Consider the following 16824-nt stretch of genomic DNA (forward strand, 5'->3'; position numbering starts at 1 on the left):
CGGCTGTTTGTTTTTGCGGCTCGTATCGATCAGCGGACCTATCGCCACCGACCAGAGTTGCGGATTTACTCTCTGGCAGCGGCGATTTCGGCAATCACGCGCTGCAGGCCGAGCTGCCAGTCCGGCAACACGATGTCGAAATCGCGCTGCAGTTTGTCGATCGACAGCCGCGAGTACGCCGGCCGCTTTGCGGGCGTCGGATAGTCGGCGGTCGTGATCGGCACCACGCGCGGTGCGCGCGACAACAGGCCTGTGCTGACGGCTTGCTGGAAGATCGCCTCGGCAAAACCATGCCAGCTGGTCTGCCCTGCCGCCGTGAGGTGCCAGGTACCCGACGTGTCGGGGGTGCGTTGGCGCAGCAACTGCGCAGTGACATCGGCAATCAGGGCGGCGGGTGTCGGCGTTCCGACCTGATCGGCCACCACCCGCAGCTCATCGCGCTCGGCACCCACACGCAACATGGTGCGCAGGAAATTTGCGCCGCGCGAGGCGTACACCCATGCCGTGCGCAGAATCAGATGCTGCGTGCCCGAAGCACGGATGGCCTCCTCGCCAGCAAGCTTGGTCTCACCGTAGACGCCCAGTGGCGAGGTCGGCGCGTCTTCCGGATACGGTGCGTGACCTCGACCGTCGAAGACGTAGTCGGTCGAGTAGTGCACCAGCGGAACGTTGCGGGATGCACACCATGCGGCGATGACGCCGGGCGAGATGGCATTTGCGCGCATGGCGCTGTCTCGCTCATGTTCGGCACGATCCACCGCCGTGTAGGCGGCCGCATTGACCACGCGCGACGGGCCGACCCGGTCCAACAAAGCGGCCAGCATTTCCGGCGCGTCGAAATCCGCCGTCTCGCACGCACTTCCATCGGCCAACCGGCCGCTGCGCGTCGTTGCACATATTGCGTCATCGGCTGCCAGTGCGCGCAGCAGTTCCGTCCCGACCTGCCCATTGGCACCAAACAACACCGTGGTCACGGCATGTACACCGGCAGTCGATCGACTGGCACCTCATTCAGAAACGGCGCTTTGGCATCCTTGGCGGACAGCACTGGATCGCTGATCGGCCAATCGATCCCGATCGCCGCATCGTTCCAGCGCACGCCAGCATCTGCCTCCTTGACGTAAATGTCGGTGCACAGATAGCTGAACAATGCTTTTTCTGAAAGCACGGCAAAACCATGCGCGAAGCCTTCAGGTATCCAGACCTGGCGGCGGTTTTCCGCACTGAGCAAAACGGCAGTCCAACGCCCGAAGTGGGGTGACCCGGCACGGATATCCACCGCGACGTCATACACCTCGCCTTCGAGCACGCTCACCAGCTTGCCCTGTGGCCGGGGCCACTGGTAATGCAGACCACGCAGCACGCCCCTGGCGGACGTGGAGACGTTGCTTTGTACAAAGCTTGTCGGCAGGCCGTGCTGCCCGAAGCGCTCTGCATTCCATGTTTCGAAGAAATAACCGCGCGCATCGCCAAAGACCGCAGGCTCGATGACGACGCAGCCGGGCAACGTCGTTTCGATCACTTTCAATGGACAACCCCGCGCTTGGCCAATGCAGTCAGATATTTGCCGTAGTCATTCTTCAACAACGGCGCCGCCAGACGCTCCAGCTGCTCGGCATCGATCCAGCCCTGACCAAATGCGATTTCTTCCGGGCAGCACACCTGCAGGCCCTGGCGCATCTGGATGGTCTCGATGAAATTGGCCGCTTCGTGCAATGACTGATGCGTGCCGGTATCCAGCCATGCATACCCACGCCCCAACGGCTCCAGGTGCAGATTGCCGGCATCGAGATAGCAGCGATTGAGATCGGTGATCTCCAGCTCGCCGCGCGGCGAAGGCTTCAACGCAGCCGCGTAGTCGCTGGCCTTGCCGTCATAGAAATACAAGCCGGTGACGGCGTAGTTGGAACGGGGCTTTTCCGGCTTTTCGGCAATATCGATGACCTTGCCTTGCTGATCGAATTCGGCAACGCCGTAGCGCTCCGGGTCGTTGACCCAGTAACCGAAGACGGTTGCACCCTGCTCACGCGCATCGGCGCGGCGCAAGGTATCGGTCAGGCCATGCCCATGGAAGATATTGTCGCCCAACACCAGGCAACTCGGCTTGCCGTCGACGAACTCGCGGCCGATCAGATAGGCCTGCGCCAGACCATCGGGGCTGGGCTGCACGGCATACTGGATATTGACGCCCCACTGGGAACCATCGCCCAGCAGCGTCTGGAACAGCGCCTGCTCGTGCGGCGTGTTGATGATCAGGATGTCGCGGATACCCGCAAGCATCAGCACGCTCAGCGGGTAGTAGATCATCGGCTTGTCGTACACCGGCAACAGCTGCTTGCTGACGCCCTTGGTGATCGGATACAGGCGCGTGCCGGAGCCGCCCGCCAGAATGATGCCTTTACGTTGTGTCATCAGGTATGTCCTGTTGAGGCCCGCACACGCTTACATGCGCGGACTCTTGCCTAAGGGCTCGCGTTAGGCCGCGGCGCCGATCCGTTCCAGCCGATAGCTGCCATCCAGCACGCCCTGCACCCAGGCCTGGTTGGTCAGGTACCACTCCACCGTCTGCGCGATGCCTTGCTCGAAGGTATAGGCCGGCTCCCAGCCCAGATCGTTCTTCAACTTGGAGGCATCGATCGCGTAGCGACGGTCGTGTCCGGGGCGGTCGGTGACATGGGTGATCTGGCTCGCGCGCGGTTTGCCGTCCTCACGCGGGCGGTGCTGATCCAGCAGCGCGCAGATCGCCTGCACGACCTCGATGTTCTGGCGCTCGGAGTTGCCGCCCACGTTGTAGGTCTCACCGACCTGGCCCTTGGCCAGCACGGTGCGGATCGCCTCGCAGTGGTCGCTGACGAACAGCCAGTCGCGTACCTGCTTGCCATCGCCGTACACCGGCAACGCCTCGCCGGCCAGCGCCTTGGCGATCACCAGCGGAATGAGCTTTTCCGGGAAATGGTACGGGCCGTAGTTGTTCGAGCAGTTGGTGGTCAGCACCGGCAGCCCGTAGGTGTGGTGGAACGCGCGTACCAGGTGATCCGAGGCGGCCTTGGACGCCGAGTACGGGGAATTGGGCGCATACGGCGTGGTCTCGGTGAACTTGCCGGTCTCGCCCAGCGTGCCATAGACCTCGTCGGTGGACACATGCAGGAACCGGAAGGCCTCGCGACGCGCATCCGGCAGTGCTTTCCAGTAGTCGCGCACGGCCTCGAGCAAGGCCAGGGTACCGACGACGTTGGTCTGGACGAACGCGCCGGGGCCTTCGATCGAGCGATCCACATGGCTTTCGGCAGCGAAGTTCAGCACTGCGTCCGGCTGATGGTCCTGCAGCAGACGGGTCACGAGCGCGCCGTCGCCGATGTCGCCCTTGACGAAGACATGGTCGGCATTGCCTTCCAGCGACGCCAGCGTGTTCAGGTTCCCCGCATAGGTGAGCGCGTCGAGATTGATCACGCGAATGCCGCGCGCCACTGCCTCAAGAACAAAATTTCCGCCGATAAAACCGGCCCCGCCGGTCACTAGCCAAGTCGCCACTGTCTACCCCTCCTGGTCGCGCGCGCAGCGCTGCGTTCTCAAACCACACAGGATATACGGTCGGAGCAATCCCAGGCCCAAACGGCATGCGCAAGTGTTGCGCCGCAGCATCCATACGCCATCGCATGGTGCATGCCGCCCGGTTAGAATGGCCCCACTCCCGAGCCTGCCGCCGCGGCCGGGCCTTCCCGCAACAGCTGAAGGATCTCGTACACGATGAAAATCCTCGTCGCCTACAAGCGCGTGGTGGACTACAACGTCCGCATTCAGGTCAAGCCCGATGGTTCCGGTGTGGTCACCGACGGCGTCAAGCTCTCGCCCAACCCGTTCGACGAAATCGCCCTGGAAGAGGCGTTGCGCCTGCGCGACGCCGGCATCGCCACCGAGGTGGTGGTCGCCACCCTGGCCCCGGCCGATGCGGCCGCGCACCTGCGCAACGGGCTTGCGATGGGCGCCAACCGCGCCATCCACGTGGTCACCGACGCGGCAATCCAGCCGTTGACCGCCGCGCGCACCCTGCTCAAGCTGGTCGAGAAGGAACAGCCGGATCTGGTCATCCTGGGCAAGCAAGCGATCGACGACGACGCCAACCAGACCGGCCAGATGCTGGCCACCTTGTGGGGTCGCCCGCAGGCGACCTTCGCCGGCAAGCTGGTGGTCGCCGATGGCAAGGCCACGGTGACCCGCGAAGTCGATGCCGGCCTGGAGACGCTGGAAGTGGACCTGCCGGCGGTGGTGACGACCGATCTGCGCTTGAACGAGCCGCGCTTCATCAAGTTGCCGGACATCATGAAAGCCAAGAGCAAGCCGCTGGAAACGCTGGCCTTTGCCGATCTCGGCGTCGATGCGCATGACAGTCTCAGCACCACCCACTACGCCGCGCCGTCCAAGCGCAGCCGCGGCGTGATGGTCAAGGACGCCGCCGAGCTGGTGGCCGCACTCAAGCAGAAGGGGTTGCTGTAATGGCCAAGGTTCTCATCGTTGCCGAACATCTCAACGGCCAGCTCAATGCGGCCACTGCCAAGACCCTCAGCGCCGCGCTGGCGGTGTCGGCCGAGTCCATTGACATCGTCGTGCTGGCGGCCGATCCGGCCGCGGTTGCGGCGCAGGCCGCGCAGCTGGCGGGTGTTGCTCGCGTGCTGACGGTGGCAAACGCCGCCAACGAACATGCCATCGCGCAGGTGCTGGGGCCGCAGATCGCCCAGCTCGCCGGCCAGGGCTACACCCATGTATTCGGCCCCTCGACCACGTTCGGCAAGGACCTGATGCCGGTGGTTGCCGCGCTGCTGGGCGTCAACCAGGTCTCCGACCTGATGGCGGTCGAAGATGCCTACACCTTCAAGCGCCCGATCTACGCAGGCAATGCCATCATCACGGTGAAAGCGCCGGCCGACCAGATCGTGGTCGCCACCGTGCGCAGCGCCTCCTGGCCGGAAGCGGCAGCCGGCGGTAGTGCGACGGTCGAAGCAGTCACCGTCGATGCCGCGCTGCCCACCCATACCCGCTTCGTCGGCCTGGCCGCAGGCAGCTCCGATCGCCCGGACCTGCAGAGCGCCAAGCGGGTGGTCTCCGGCGGCCGCGGCGTCGGCTCGGCCGAGAACTTCCAGCACATCTACAGCCTGGCCGACAAACTCGGCGCCGCCGTGGGCGCCTCGCGCGCCGCCGTGGACGCCGGCTATGTACCGAACGAGCTGCAGGTCGGCCAGACCGGCAAGATCATCGCCCCCGAGCTGTACGTGGCGATCGGCATCAGCGGGGCGATCCAGCATCTGACCGGCATCAAGGACGCCGGCACGATCGTGGCAATCAACAAGGACCCTGAATCGCCGATCTTCGAGATTGCCGATATCGGGTTGGTGGGAGATCTTTTCACTCTCCTGCCGGAACTTGAGACAGCGCTCGCATAGAGCGCTGTCCACCTCTTTCCTCGGCATCGTCCCCTAGAACGGTCGCTCTGGTTGTAAACTGTTCAACCCCCGCTCAGGCGAGATGGTCATGGATCGACATGTCGCATCGGCCTGCACCCACCATGCAGAGGATCCATCGCGCCCATGATTGTCGGTAGAGGACTGCTTGCATCCGCTTTTGATGCTCAAGCTATCGAAACACTGGAGGCCACATTATTCGCATCCGGAGTCTCAAATTCCAGTGAGATCGACCCCTCCGCCTATGCGCGCGAACAGCAACTGCTGGAGGAGCGGCTTGCGGCCGCCAGGGGCGCCTTCGTCTATTTCAGTACGTGCAGCATCGAAGACCCGGATCGCGGGAGCGGTCAGTACGCCCGTCACAAAGTGCGGATGGAACAGTTGGTGGCCGATCGCGGCGGCCGCTATCTGATCCTGCGCCTGCCGCAAGTGGTGGGGCGCACGGGAAATCCGCACAACCTGATCAATTTCTTGACCGACCGTCTACGCAGCGGCGAGCCGATCCCGATGTGGTCCGGTGCCGTGAGGTGCCTGATAGACGTTGAGCACGTCGCCGCAATCACCATGCGCCTGTTGCAGGATGGAGCGCCCGAGCAACTGCGCGCCAGCCTGGCACCGCCGGAGGTCATCAGCATGCCGGCACTGGTGGACGTCATGGAATCGATCTTGGGCCTGCATGCGCGCCGCGAGATTGTCGACCGCACCGGGGGGACGCAGCCGGATGCCACACTCATGATGCAGGTCGCACCGACCCTTGGCATCGACGTAAGCCCCGGGTACACGCGGCGCCTCCTGGAAAAATATCATCGCCATGACAATGCCAACTGAGACCTGCAAACTTTCGGTCGTTATCCCGGTCTACAAGAGTGCGTCGATCCTGCCGAAACTCGCAGACAAGCTGGGCCGGACACTGCCCACCATGTTCGGCGATTCCTTTGAAGTCATCCTGGTCAACGACTGCAGCCCGGATGACTCGCGCAAGGTGCTGTTTGACTTGGCGCGCGAGCGGCCTTGGTGGAAGGTGATCAACCTGCGCAAGAACGCAGGCCAGCACAACGCCATCATGGCCGGCCTGCGTGTGGCGCGCGGCCAGCAGATCATCACCATGGATGACGACCTGCAGCACAATCCCGACGACATTCCCGCGCTGCTTGCCGCTCTCGGCGATGGTTACGATGTCTGCTACGCAGGCTTCCATTCCAAGCAGCACGCGCTGTGGAAGAAAGCCGGAAGCGCACTGAATGACCGGATGGCGGTGTATCTGCTTGGCAAGCCCCAGGGACTCTATCTGTCGCCGTTTCGTGCGATGGTCGCTGGAGTCCGGGAAGAACTGGTCAAGTTCACCGGCCCCAACGTGTATCTCGATGGTTTGATTCTTGCCACCACGACGAGAATCACCAGCATCAAGATCGACCATCACGCGCGTGCAGACGGACAGTCCGGTTACAGCCTCCGCAAGTCCATCTCGCTGTGGCTGAAGATGGCCACCAGCTTTTCGGTATTTCCCCTGAGACTCGCCTCGCTGATGGGGATTGCAGTCTCCATGCTCGGCTTCCTGCTTGCACTGGTCTTTGTCGTTCAACGGTTCACCGTCAACGCCATGCCGGTCGGCTGGGCCTCCATGATGGTTTGCGTGCTCATCACTGGCGGCGTCCAGTTACTTGCGATCGGTGTCATTGGCGAATACCTCGGCCGCGCCCTGCGGCACGTTAACGCCACGCCGCAGGCAGTGATTGAGTCGACCGCGAATATCCCATCACATAACGAACGGGCCACATGATGAAATTACTGCGCGTGGCGCTGGCGGATCCGCGCATCCGCCAGTTTGTCCTTTACGCGGTCTGCGGGGGCTCCGGCGTCTGCCTGGACCTGTGTGTGTACACCGGGCTGATCTGGCTGCACGTCAACTACCAACTCGCCAACGCGGCTGGTTATCTTGCCGGCACCTTGCTCAGTTTCGCACTGAATCGCCACTTCACGTTTCAGACCTACGATAAAACGATGCGGCGTCTCGGCCTCTTCGTTGCAACGGCGTTGGTGGGCTACCTCGTCTCCAGCGCATTGCTATGGGGCCTGGTTTCGGTCCTCGGCTGGAATCCGCTTTGGGCCAAGCTGGCCACGTTGGTGGTCGTGCTGATTCTGCAATTCTCTCTAAATCGCGCCATTACATTCCGATCCCCTGCGAGCATCTCAAGCAAATGAACCAATTCCATACTGTGATCATCGGCGGCGGCTTCGCCGGCCTATCTGTCGCCTACGAGCTCGCCAAGCAGGGTAAGCGCGTCCTGGTCGTCGAGCGTGACCATGAACTTGGCGGCCTGGCAGGCGGTTTCAAGGTTGGCGACCAGGTCCTCGAGAAGTTCTATCACCATTGGTTCAACAACGATGTCGAGATATTCAAGCTGATCGAAGAATTGGGAGCAAACGACAACATCGTGCTGCGCCCCACCCGGACCGGCATGTATTTTGCGGACCAGTTCTATCGCCTCAGCACTCCAATGGACCTGCTCCGGTTCGATGCCCTGCCGTTCATCGATCGCATCCGTCTTGGCATCGCGGTCCTGCGTGCCCGCTCGGTCAAGGACTGGAAGAAACTGGAGAATCTCAGTGCCAAGGAATGGCTGCTCGACCTGTGTGGCGAGAAAGCCTACAAGGTCGTATGGGATCCGCTGCTTGTCGGCAAGTTCGGCGATGTGGCCGACGATGTTTCCGCGGTCTGGTTCTGGAAAAAGCTTGTGTTGCGCGGCGGCAGCCGCAGCAACTCGGGCGACGAAGTGCTCGCCTATTATCGCGGCGGCTTCGCCGCGCTGGCTGAAAAACTTGGTGAAGCCATCGTTCGACTGGGTGGTGAAATTCGGCTTGGCACCAGCGCGACCTCGGTACTGACCGCGAATGGCGTTGCCACCGGCGTGCTGCTGGAAGACGGCGAAGTGCAGGCTGACAACGTCGTATTGTCGACCGCCTTCCCCATCTCTGCCAACCTGCTCCAGGGCAAGACCGACGACGCATTCCTGCAGTCGCTGCGGCGCATCCGTTATCTGGCGAATGTGTGCATGGTGCTTTCGCTGGACCGAAGCCTGTCTGAAACTTACTGGCTGAATGTCAACGATCCCGGATTCCCGTACGTCGGGGTGATCGAGCATACGAACTTCGAGCCGGCCAGCTCGTACGGTGGTCGCCATATCGTCTACCTGTCCAAGTACCTTCCGACCAGCCACCCGATGTACACGATGACCGACCAGGAGCTGGTCGACTTCTCGCTGCCACATCTGCAGAAGATGTTTCCCGCGTTCGACCGTAGCTGGATTCAGGACGTCCATGTATGGCGCGCCGAATACGCCCAGCCGATCGCCGAGAAGCATTATTCGAGCCTGGTCCCGGGACGTAAGACCCCGCTGCCCAATGTCTACCTGACCAGCATGGCGCAGGTCTATCCGGAAGACCGCGGCACCAACTATGCCGTGCGCGAAGGCAGGAACCTGGCCAACGACATTCTGGCTTCGGACGGGCGTTAATGACTACCGAATACGTTGCACAGGGCACGGATGACTTGCGCCGGAACATGTCGGACAACCAGCGACGTATTCGCATCGCCTTGCTGTATCTGGTCGCTGGGCTGCTGATCGTCGCGGTGCTGTATCCAGTCCTCTGTAGCTTTCCGAGGGACCGTACCGGCGACGGCTCGGAATACTACGCGATGGAAATGGCCATGGGCATCGAACATCGGCCCTACGTCCAGGAAGAGACATGGGCCGCTTACGAGCGGCTGAGACTGTCGGGCCAGATCCGGGGAATGCAGCCGGTAGCCGATCTCAAGAACATGTACCGGCCGTTGACCGTCAACGGCGGTACTGATTTCAATCACTTCTGGTTTTACCCCGCAGCAGCAGCCGCGGTCGGGGAAGCAGGCGAAATCATCGGCCTCAGCACCGAGTCGCATGCGCACTACATGCTGCTGCACGCCATCTTGATTGCGGGCCTGTTCCTGTTGTGCCACCACCTGCACGGCCGGCGGGGAATCCTGGCGGCTGCAGCGATCCTGCTTGCGTCACCAGTGCTGTGGTACGTGAATAAGGTGCACACCGAGCTGTTCACAGTGGTGCTCAGTACAGCGGCGCTGGCCTGCGCCTTGCAGCGGCGCTGGGCGTACACAGGCCTGCTGCTTGCGATTGTGACGAGTCAGAACATCAGTTTTGCGGTGCCTGCTTGCCTGGCCTGCGTCCTCGCGCTGGTCATCCACGCAAGGTCGCGAGCTTCCGGCATGTCGTCGCTGGAAGTCCTGGCACTTGCATTGGCCCCGGTGTTTGCCCTGTTGCACCCGTTTTATTACTTTTCGCGCTTCGGCAGCATCACCCCGCAGTTGATCAACGGAGGCGCGCAGGTCTCGGATCTGCATGTCCTGTCGTCGTTGCGCTACCTGTTCGACCCCGATATCGGACTTCTGCCCAGCTGGCCGCTGGGGCCGGTGATCCTTGCAATTGCCTTGTACGGCCTGATCAAGCGACGCTACGCGCGCCCGGCACCGACCCTGCTCGTCTACGTGGTCGTCTATGCGCTGGCGGCCATGCTTGCGCAGGCGGCGACCACCAACATCAACTCCGGCGGCACATTCGGACCGGCACGATACGGCCTGTGGTACATCTGCCTTTTCTATCCGCTGATCGCCGCGCTGCAACCGATGTGGCCGGGTCGCTGGAGTCGCTGGCTTGGCACTGGAACGTGGGTCATCGTTGCGCTTACCGCCGTCTTGAGCGCGCGTACGGCCTGGCCGGCGAAGGTCGAGTCCTACCTGACCCCCAGCCGCGCCGCCCAGCTCATCTATGGCTACGTGCCGTGGCTCTGGAGTCCGACGGAAGAGGTCTTCTTTGAGCGCAATGCTGCCACCGAGGGTCCCCCATCGAGTCTTCCTGCCCTGGTGGTAGGTCCGAGATGTCGCAAGGCGCTCTACATTCCAGGACAGGAAGGCGCGCCCATTACCGTGTATCCCGCGGGAGCGTGCGCGCTGGCCCCGGACAGTGCTGCGGAACTCGTCGCCAAGAAGTTCGATCGCAGGCCGGATACTGCCCGCTACTTCGTGGTAGACCGACAGGATCTGCCCAAGGCACCGATCCTGCCCGCGGCGCAGTCCCTCACCCCCGGACACATTCGCCCATATCTGGGCGCGGGTTGGTCGGCAGACGAGCCATCCGGTACTTGGTCGATCGGCGATGAGTCCGAACTCAAATTCAGTGTGCAGCAATCCATTCCCGAGGGAGCACCGTTGGTGTTGCACGTGTCCGGACTATGGGCGCCGAAGAGGACCTCAATGAAGGTAAGCGCACGTGTCAACGACGGGCAGTGGCAGGTGCAGAAATTGACCGCATCGACGCCTCAACCGCAACCGCTGAGGATCAGCCTGCCCCAACTGCAGGCAGGGCAGGAAGTCCGTATTCAGATGCGTTATGACGAACCTGCATCGCCGTCGCAACTGGGCATGTCCCTGGATGACCGGGTACTGGGCATTTATCTGATGTCACTGGAACTGGGAACCCGTCCCTGAGAAGAGCAGCCGCATGTCTTGACACGTAAAGTGCAAGACATGCGGCCTGGCAGACACGCTTGCGTCCTGCCAGAGTGATTCGGCCGTCAAGCGGTCTGCATCGCCGGATAAAGAGCTCTCTGCCGCAGCCGTCGTTGGGCGCAAGCAATCATGCGATGGGAATGCCACGATCCACCGGCCGGGTGGACGCCGGGCCAATTGAATCGGGCTGGAGATGGCGATCATGCGGATCCATGGGGCGCCGTTGCAGCGCCCCTCGCATGACACCAATCAGGCGGCGAGTGGCTCGTCCTGGGATGGCGCGGTCAACATCCATTCCAGCGTTTCCCGCAATGGGGGACATGACCAATCACTGGTCATCTGCCGCAGCAACGTATTGTCCCCGCAAAGCATCTTCACTTCGTTGGATCGAACGAATGCAGGATTCACCGAGACATCGAGTGTGTGACCGGTGATCTGGGCACAGAGGTCTATGACTTCCCTCAACGAGAACGCGATGCCGGAACATACGTTGACGGTGCGGTCTACCGCCGCCTCGGACTGAAGCAGCCCACGGTACGCGCAGGCAACAGCCCTGACATCGCCGAAGTCACGGGCCACGTCCAGATTCCCGAGCTCCATCCGTGCGGCCCGCCTTGCGAAATGGGACACGATCTTGGGGATCAAGAAATTTTCTGACTGGCCACGCCCTGTGTAATTGAATGGGCGAACCACCGTGCAGGGAAGGCGCCCTTGCCACAATCGGACGACATGCTCCATACCGAGTTTGCTGACCGCATAGTCGTTGGCCGGCGCAGGAGTGACCGATTCGTCTAGTCGACCTGCCGAGGAATTACCGTAGACATTGGCGCTGCTTGCGATCAGGACGCGCTCAGGGGCAATCGCAGCGTCGTCGATCGCCTGCAAAAGGTGCCTGGTACCGACCAAATTCACCTGGTAGAAATCATCTGCATTGCCGTGCGCCACAAACGCGAGCGCCGCCAGGTGAATGACGATATCCGGACGACTTTCCTTGAGTACGTTGCGCAAGCCATCTGCATCACGCAGATCGGCCTGGAGATATCGGTCAGCCGGTCTCAGCCCAGCAGCCCAGGAGGGGACCGAATGCTCCGCCCCCCCAAGACCGATGACCTCGCAACCCTGTGCTTTGAGTTCGTCCGTCACATAGCGCCCGGTAAAACCGGACGCTCCTGTAATCAGGATCCGCTTGCTGCCGAGATCAGAATGAAGCACCACGCTCGTTCCTCCGCAGATCAGCGTCCACCATCATCTGGCACAACGATTCCAGCGTAGTTTCTGGACGCCATCCGAGCAGACGCTCGGCCTTCTCAGGATTGCCGATCAGCAGATCAACCTCGGCCGGACGGTGAAATTTAGGGTTGATCCGCACAACCACTTTCCCGGTTGCGGTATCCACCGCCGTTTCATCCAGGTCGCTGCCGCGGAATTCGACATGGATCCCGGCGCCCTTGAAGGCCATTGCGACGAAGTCGCGTACCGTCTCGGTCCGGTTGGTCGCAAGCACGAACGTATCGGGCTCATCAGCCTGCAACATCCGCCACATGCCTTCCACATATTCGCGTGCGAAACCCCAGTCGCGCTTGGCGTCCAGGTTTCCAAGTTCAAGGCAGTCCAACATTCCAAGCTTGATCTTTGCGACAGAGTCGGTGATTTTCCGCGTTACAAACTCGCGTCCACGCAATGGACTTTCGTGATTGAACAAGATGCCACTCGAACCGAAAATGCCGTAGCTCTCACGATAGTTGACGGTCATCCAGTGTGCGTAGAGCTTGGCAACGCCATAAGGGCTGCGCGGATAAAACGGCGTGCTCTCGATCTGCGGGACTGCCTGCACCTTGCCGAACATCTCGGAGGTGGACGCCTGGTAGAAGCGGATGTCCTTGTTCACCTGGCGGATCGCTTCCAGCAAGTGGACAGGACCGATGCCGGTGATCTGGGCCGTGGTGGTTGGCTGGTCGAAGGACACACCGACGAAACTCTGAGCAGCCAGGTTGTAGACCTCGGTGGCTCCGGCGCTCTCAAGCATGCGGATGCTTGAACCCAGATCCGTCAGATCGTATTCGATCAGATTGAGGTTCGGATGCGCTGCAATTCCCAGCTCCTCGATGCGCCAGAAGTTGACCGAGCTCGTGCGCCGGTACGTACCGAACACGCGGTAGCCTTTGTCCAACAACAGCTGGGCCAAATAAGCACCATCTTGGCCGGAGATTCCGGTAATCAACGCAGTTTTCATTAATAGTCTCTTGATTTACGTATTGGATTTGAATCAAGCCTGAGCGAAGCCGGCCCTATTCCAGTGATCGTTTGGATTCAGCGCGTGGCCAAGGGCTTTCCGCCTACGCCACAAACGGCCTGCGTGCCTTGATCCTGGCACGCTGTAATCGGGCCGTAGTCAATGGGCTCGATCTTGAAGTCGCTATACCACGCTACCGATTCCTGCACCAGGCCGAACCGCATGACCTTGCCAAGCACGGCCTGTGTGGGCACCTCAACGGTCACCTCGGCGGTACTGCCCGCGGCGATCCCACCCGTTGGAAGCGATGCGCGCACAAAATCCTGCTGAAGCACGGCACCGTCACGGTCCGCCAGGGAAATGGCGAGGTTTACCGGCAGCTTCCCCGTCGAACTGATCATGACCTTGCCAAGGTTGGTGACCGACACGACGGTCCTGAGCAAGGCCCCATTCTGAACGATAACCGGATCCGAAGCGATGGCATAGCGGGCCCCTGCCTGGTCCTGCGTCAATGCGCCGCTCATCTCGGGCGCTTCGGCCACTGTCTTCTGCTGCTGTACCGCACCCTGCACTGGCTGCTCAGCGTCCGGCGACCTGGAGCAGCCGACCAAGGCGATGACCGCCATCAATGCGACTACGATGCCCGACTGGGCGCGCAATTTGGATATTACGTTCATGGGTGAAGACCTGTGATGGATGGACATACGCCGCTGATTATTGAGTGGCTTCCACGAGCACGCGAAGCCGGGCCGGCAAAAATCCACGACTTTTGAACCAGCAAACTGATTCCTGGACCAGATCCAGCTCCAGGTAATACTCACCTGGAACTTCCGGAGCACGGACCGTGATTTCATGAATTCCGGACGACAGCGGGGTCACCACGTCATGCAGGAAATGGCGAGGCTGTTCGGCCAGTTCCTCTGTCGTATCCGCAGAGAACCAGAAATGTCCCAGGTAGATACCGAAGGGCTTCAGCGAATAGCCAAAAGGACTGAGCCATGGATACTCGCTGTGATTGATCAGCTCCACTTTCAGGGAGATCAGGCTCGTGGGCTCCACGACCGACGGTGATTCCAGCACGACGGCCTGGCCCTGAAAAGCCGCCTCGGGCAAGGGCTCGTCATACGGGTAGCCAACCGATGCTCCTACGATACGGGCATCAGGATCCAGCTCTTGCTCTTCCAGTGCGCTGATGGCTTTCCCAACCCACTGATCTCCCCGCAAGGTGCTCAGCACGTCGATCCGATGCAGTTCGTCAGCAAGCGGGGAGTCTAGATCGAGTTTCAAACTTGCCACTGCTTCGGCAACGGTATCCCTGAAATCGGAAAATACGCGGTGTTTCCGCAAGACACGCGCATATTGCTCGGCCGCCACGAATGGGTCGAATGCCGCTCGGCGTGCGGCATCGGTGCATTCGTCCGCCCAGGCTGCATAGGACCTCTGGTCCAGGATCAGCTGCCGCAGCAGGTCTGCCAGCGCTTCCGAACACCCGGCATCCGGCGCTAGCTTCTTTACCGAGACCGGTAGCTCGGCGTACCAACCGTGATCCGATACGATGGTCGGAAGGCCCGCCTGTAGCGCCTTGGACACGACTGCAGAGGTCTCGCCCATCGTCGGTTGTCGCAGGGCGATCATCAAATCGGCGCGCTCGAAGACGCTGCGGAATTGGTCATTGTCGACGTGTCCATGGTTGATCAGCCGCACGTTGCGGAGGCCCGATAAGGCTTCCAGCTCCACGCTGACAGCAGCCTCCAGCTCCCCCGCGATTTCCAGCGTGACCGGTTCCGTCAGATCTGCGTCGATGGCGACCAGGGCCTGCACCACCCAGTCGAAACGTCGGTTGGCGTGCCCGCCGCCCAGGAGCGCGATGGTACGCAACTGGTTACGTTCGCGGTGCGGTGCGACCACAGGATACAGCTGCGGCACCACGGTGACGGGAAGCCATGGAAAGTCCGCAGCGACGCGATCAGCCGCATAGCGGGAATGCACCACGACCTCGATGGCGAGCTTGGTGGCCACCTGATGAAGAGGAAACTGCACCACATCCTCGCGATTCCACACGGGAGCGCCGCAGCGAAGCGCCAAACCGGCGGCGCTGATCTCGTTCGCCGAATGCCACTTCTCCAGCAGGCTGAGGTAATCGCCGTTCAGCAGGCGAGCTTCGTCGTTCAAGACACCCGCGGCCATATGATGCAGCACAAGATCGTGCAGATGGACGACGCCCGGCCTGGCCGCCATCAGCGGCAGCATCCAGCCATGGAACGCGGGATGGTTTCCCATCTGGTAGACGACCGCATCCACATCCCGGAGGGTGTCGATCACGCTCATTGACCCCTCGCGTTCGAGGCGGCCCCGGGTGATCACTTCCACGTCCAGACCTTGCTTCCGCAGCATCTCCACCAGGCCTGCCGAATACTCCGCAATGCCCGAGCGCTCCGGGGGCTGTGGCCCGACCATCGCGATGCGATACGGGGCACTCAAAGCCGGCTCTCCACCAGATTGCTTATCACGCGATCCCACGTGATGGAGGTGCTCATGCGTTGACCTTCCTCGGCGAGGGCACGGAGCTGCGCCGGCTGCTTCGAGTAGCAATCGACCAGGCTCTCTGCAATGGCCTCCGGCGTGGGACGCGTCACCCAACCACTACCGGTGGACTGAACGATTCGGCCAACTTCACCACTGTCATCCACCGTAATGACCGGCTTGTATGCGGCGAAACTTTCCAGCGTTGCAAAACCGTAATCCTCGTCCACTGGTGAGTAGAAGACTGCACGGCAGTTGGCAATCAACTCCAATAGCCTCGCGTCATCGACAAAGCCCGCCAGCTCGACACGATCCTCCAGCCCCAACTCCCTTACCAGAGGCGCCAGCGAATGTGCGTACTCGCCGGCCCCCGTGCCTGCAATCACCACCTTGGCATGGGGAACGTGCTGGGCGGCGCGGATCAGCAGATCCGGCCGCTTCATCGACTCCAGGCGACCAATGCACAGCACGTAATCCCCGTAGTCGCCGGATTTGATGAAGGGCGCCAGCTTGGACGGTGGATAAAGGACTTCGGATCCCAGGCCGCTGTACTGCTGCAGCCTGTCCGTGACCGTCTGGGAGATCGTGTAGCGAGGTTCGATTTCTGACAGCAACTCCTTGTCAGACGCACGCAAGGCATCACGAATCGCAGCTTCCCTGGCGGTCAGGTGCGGTTGGTCGAAGCGCGTGCGCCCCAGGTCGTAAAGCACCCTGTGCTGATGGACAAGCCAAAGCGCCTTGTTGTCATGCGACGCCGCATAGGTCGGATACTTGGTACAGATGCACAGGTCGATCTTTTGACCATTACTGTCATTCAGATTGAGCAACCTCCATGCCAGCAGGGAGGACATGATCTCTGTTTCCGGGTACCACCTGTAAGGCAGCTGCACCAGTTCTGCAACGACATTGCGCGACTTGCCCCACAGATTAATCTGCCTGACCAGCTCCTCGTTGAGAAGCTCGGCGCCGCCCCTGACAAACGGCACTTGCGCGCCAAGCACAATAACTCTCTTCAAGTAAATTCCCCTTCAATGATGTCCCTGCCCACACAA

The 16824-nt window shown here is 61.4% G+C and carries 16 protein-coding genes; 7 read left to right on the top strand and 9 right to left on the bottom strand.

All coding sequences use genetic code 11. The features are described 5' to 3' along the window. Positions 1 to 65: 65 nt before the first annotated feature. The 4 genes from rfbD to rfbB form a co-directional block, all read right to left on the bottom strand. Complete coding sequence (gene rfbD / locus DGN21_RS16620; protein ID WP_126966631.1) at positions 66 to 974, bottom strand: dTDP-4-dehydrorhamnose reductase; 909 nt, start codon at positions 972 to 974, stop codon at positions 66 to 68. Further along, entirely contained in the window at positions 971 to 1528 is a 558-nt protein-coding gene (gene rfbC / locus DGN21_RS16625) for a dTDP-4-dehydrorhamnose 3,5-epimerase (protein ID WP_024938347.1), read from the bottom strand. The genes rfbD and rfbC overlap by 4 nt, the downstream gene beginning before the upstream one ends. Beyond that, positions 1525 to 2412 (bottom strand): glucose-1-phosphate thymidylyltransferase RfbA, encoded by an 888-nt coding sequence (gene rfbA, locus DGN21_RS16630; RefSeq protein ID WP_024938348.1) that lies wholly within the window; start codon positions 2410 to 2412, stop codon positions 1525 to 1527. The genes rfbC and rfbA overlap by 4 nt, the downstream gene beginning before the upstream one ends. 63 nt (positions 2413 to 2475) lie before the next feature. Then, positions 2476 to 3531, bottom strand: a complete 1056-nt coding sequence (gene rfbB, locus DGN21_RS16635) for a dTDP-glucose 4,6-dehydratase (protein WP_065032868.1) — start codon at positions 3529 to 3531, stop codon at positions 2476 to 2478. Positions 3532 to 3747: 216 nt separating this feature from the next. On the opposite strand from rfbB, the gene DGN21_RS16640 reads away from it, so the two are divergent. The 7 genes from DGN21_RS16640 (at position 3748) to DGN21_RS16670 (ending at position 10995) form a co-directional block, all read left to right on the top strand. Further along, complete coding sequence (locus tag DGN21_RS16640) at positions 3748 to 4494, top strand: electron transfer flavoprotein subunit beta/FixA family protein (protein ID WP_039525367.1); 747 nt, start codon at positions 3748 to 3750, stop codon at positions 4492 to 4494. Then, positions 4494 to 5438, top strand: a complete 945-nt coding sequence (locus tag DGN21_RS16645; RefSeq protein WP_024938351.1) for an electron transfer flavoprotein subunit alpha/FixB family protein — start codon at positions 4494 to 4496, stop codon at positions 5436 to 5438. The genes DGN21_RS16640 and DGN21_RS16645 overlap by 1 nt, the downstream gene beginning before the upstream one ends. Positions 5439 to 5582: 144 nt before the next feature. Next, complete coding sequence (locus DGN21_RS16650) at positions 5583 to 6284, top strand: NAD-dependent epimerase/dehydratase family protein (RefSeq protein ID WP_024938352.1); 702 nt, start codon at positions 5583 to 5585, stop codon at positions 6282 to 6284. Then, the gene (locus DGN21_RS16655) at positions 6268 to 7236 is read left to right on the top strand and encodes a glycosyltransferase family 2 protein (RefSeq protein WP_228960050.1); all 969 of its coding nucleotides are present in this window, start codon (positions 6268 to 6270) and stop codon (positions 7234 to 7236) included. Before DGN21_RS16650 ends, DGN21_RS16655 begins: the two co-directional genes overlap by 17 nt. After that, entirely contained in the window at positions 7233 to 7658 is a 426-nt protein-coding gene (locus DGN21_RS16660; protein ID WP_223214397.1) for a GtrA family protein, read from the top strand. The genes DGN21_RS16655 and DGN21_RS16660 overlap by 4 nt, the downstream gene beginning before the upstream one ends. Then, on the top strand, positions 7655 to 8971 hold the full coding sequence (locus DGN21_RS16665) for an NAD(P)/FAD-dependent oxidoreductase (RefSeq protein WP_024938355.1): 1317 nt from the start codon (positions 7655 to 7657) through the stop codon (positions 8969 to 8971). Before DGN21_RS16660 ends, DGN21_RS16665 begins: the two co-directional genes overlap by 4 nt. Then, a complete protein-coding gene (locus tag DGN21_RS16670) occupies positions 8971 to 10995 on the top strand; it encodes a hypothetical protein (protein ID WP_126966630.1) in 2025 nt (674 codons plus the stop codon). Before DGN21_RS16665 ends, DGN21_RS16670 begins: the two co-directional genes overlap by 1 nt. Before the next feature lie 270 nt (positions 10996 to 11265). On the opposite strand, the gene DGN21_RS16675 is transcribed toward DGN21_RS16670, so the two are convergent. From DGN21_RS16675 to DGN21_RS16695, 5 genes are all read right to left on the bottom strand, one after another. Next, positions 11266 to 12231 carry a GDP-mannose 4,6-dehydratase gene (locus DGN21_RS16675; protein ID WP_024938357.1) on the bottom strand — a complete coding sequence of 322 codons (966 nt, stop codon included), beginning with the start codon at positions 12229 to 12231 and terminating at the stop codon, positions 11266 to 11268. Then, complete coding sequence (gene gmd, locus DGN21_RS16680) at positions 12215 to 13249, bottom strand: GDP-mannose 4,6-dehydratase (protein WP_024938358.1); 1035 nt, start codon at positions 13247 to 13249, stop codon at positions 12215 to 12217. Before gmd ends, DGN21_RS16675 begins: the two co-directional genes overlap by 17 nt. 77 nt (positions 13250 to 13326) lie before the next feature. Continuing rightward, on the bottom strand, positions 13327 to 13926 hold the full coding sequence (locus DGN21_RS16685) for a glycosyltransferase (RefSeq protein WP_237474934.1): 600 nt from the start codon (positions 13924 to 13926) through the stop codon (positions 13327 to 13329). A 37-nt stretch (positions 13927 to 13963) separates the two neighbouring features. Next, positions 13964 to 15706, bottom strand: coding sequence for a glycosyltransferase (locus DGN21_RS16690; RefSeq protein WP_126966688.1), 1743 nt, complete (start codon positions 15704 to 15706; stop codon positions 13964 to 13966). A gap of 20 nt (positions 15707 to 15726) precedes the next feature. Continuing rightward, positions 15727 to 16788, bottom strand: coding sequence for a glycosyltransferase family 4 protein (locus tag DGN21_RS16695; protein ID WP_024938361.1), 1062 nt, complete (start codon positions 16786 to 16788; stop codon positions 15727 to 15729). Positions 16789 to 16824 lie beyond the last annotated feature (36 nt).

It is taken from the genome of Xanthomonas sp. MLO165 (genome assembly GCF_018831305.1).
Classification (GTDB): domain Bacteria; phylum Pseudomonadota; class Gammaproteobacteria; order Xanthomonadales; family Xanthomonadaceae; genus Xanthomonas; species Xanthomonas arboricola.